General features: G+C 61.1%; 2 protein-coding genes. Both read left to right on the top strand.

Annotated elements, in window-relative coordinates; translation table 11 throughout:
• The first annotated feature begins 244 nt into the window (after positions 1 to 244).
• Complete coding sequence (locus tag L2A60_RS20350; protein ID WP_235706283.1) at positions 245 to 1,453, top strand: IS256 family transposase; 1,209 nt, start codon at positions 245 to 247, stop codon at positions 1,451 to 1,453.
• Positions 1,450 to 1,629, top strand: a 180-nt coding sequence (locus tag L2A60_RS20355; protein WP_235706284.1) for a hypothetical protein, incomplete at its 3' end; no start/stop codon positions are given. The genes L2A60_RS20350 and L2A60_RS20355, both read left to right, overlap by 4 nt.

Below are 1,629 nucleotides of genomic sequence, written 5' to 3' on the forward strand. Positions count from 1 at the left end.
CTTCAACTTCGCCAAATCAGGCCAGACTAAAAACACTGCCTGACCCAGACCTATCGGTCGCGCTCCACCGCACGGACAGGACCCCCTCCCAAGGCTGGTGCAGAGAAATGCGCGCTTACGCTTGTTGGTAGTGTCCGCGCAGGTGGTGGAGTTTCGGCAATCGTAACGGTGTAGATTTGGGTGGCCATCGGATCGGTGGGGTATGGTGGAGTTGCGAGACTTCAACCTGAACCTGGAGGACCCGATGACCGAAGAGAGACTACCGCTTGCCGAGCTTTTGGCGAAGGCTGGAGACGGCGATTTTCTACGTGGAGTGGCGGAAGCCGTGCTGCAGATGCTCATGGAAGCCGACGTCGAGGGCCTTATTGGGGCCGGCCGTTACGAGCGCCAGGGCGACCGCTCGACCTACCGCAACGGCTATCGTGATCGAGCGCTGGACACCCGGCTCGGCAGTCTGCAACTGCGGATTCCGAAGCTGCGGCAGGGCAGTTACTTTCCGCCGTTCCTGGAGGCGCGCCGGACTTCGGAGAAGGCGTTGGTGGCGGTGATCCAGGAAGCCTGGATCGGCGGCGTCTCGACCCGTCGGGTGGATGAACTGGTGCAGGCGATGGGCCTTTCGGGGATCAGCAAGAGTTCGGTCTCGAAACTGTGCAAGGACATCGACGAGCGCGTGAACGCCTTTCTCGACCGTCCGCTGGTCGGCGATTGGCCGTATCTGTGGCTCGATGCGACCTATCTCAAGCAGCGCGAGGGCGGCCGGATCGTCTCGGTCGCAGCGATAATCGCCGTGGCGGTGAACACTGAAGGGCGGCGCGAGATCGTCGGCCTACACATCGGTCCCTCCGAAGCCGAGACCTTCTGGTCGACTTTCCTCAAGAGCCTGGCGCGCCGCGGCCTGCGCGGGGTGAAGTTGGTGATCTCCGATGCTCATGAAGGGCTGAAGGCGGCGATCCGCCGGGTGATGGGCGCATCATGGCAACGCTGCCGGGTGCACTGGATGCGCAACGCGCTGTCCTATGTGCCGAAAGCCCAGCAGAGCATGGCGGCCGCCGCGCTGCGCCAGGCGTTCATTCAGCCGGATCGTTCCAATGCCAGTCAGACATTGCGCCACGTCGCCGATCAGCTCCGCGGCAAATGGCCGAAACTCGCCGCGTTCATTGATGACAGCGAGACCGACGTGCTGGCGCACATGGATTTTCCTGCCCAGCACCGGACCAAGATCCACTCAACGAACCCGTTGGAACGTCTGAACAAGGAGGTCAAACGCCGCGCCGATGTCGTCGGTATCTTCCCGAACGAAGGCTCGATCATCCGCCTGATCGGCGCCGTGCTGCTCGAGGCCAACGACGAATGGCAGACCCAGAACCGCTACATGCAAATCGAGGCCATGGCCGAATTCGCCCAACCCTTGATTGACACCAAACCTACCGAAATTACCACCGTCGCCGCATGACCGATGACCCGCCTAATCACACCTCAATTTCCACCACGTTGACGGACGCTATCCGCTTGTTCGACAAAGCCGGTGTCAGGCCGTTCTCACAAAGAAACCAGTACAATCGAACCCTTCAAGGTCCAACCTACAACGATCGGCACGACATCACCGGCCTCAAACAGATCAGCCAAGTC

It is taken from the genome of Acidiphilium iwatense (assembly GCF_021556475.1).
GTDB lineage: Bacteria > Pseudomonadota > Alphaproteobacteria > Acetobacterales > Acetobacteraceae > Acidiphilium > Acidiphilium iwatense.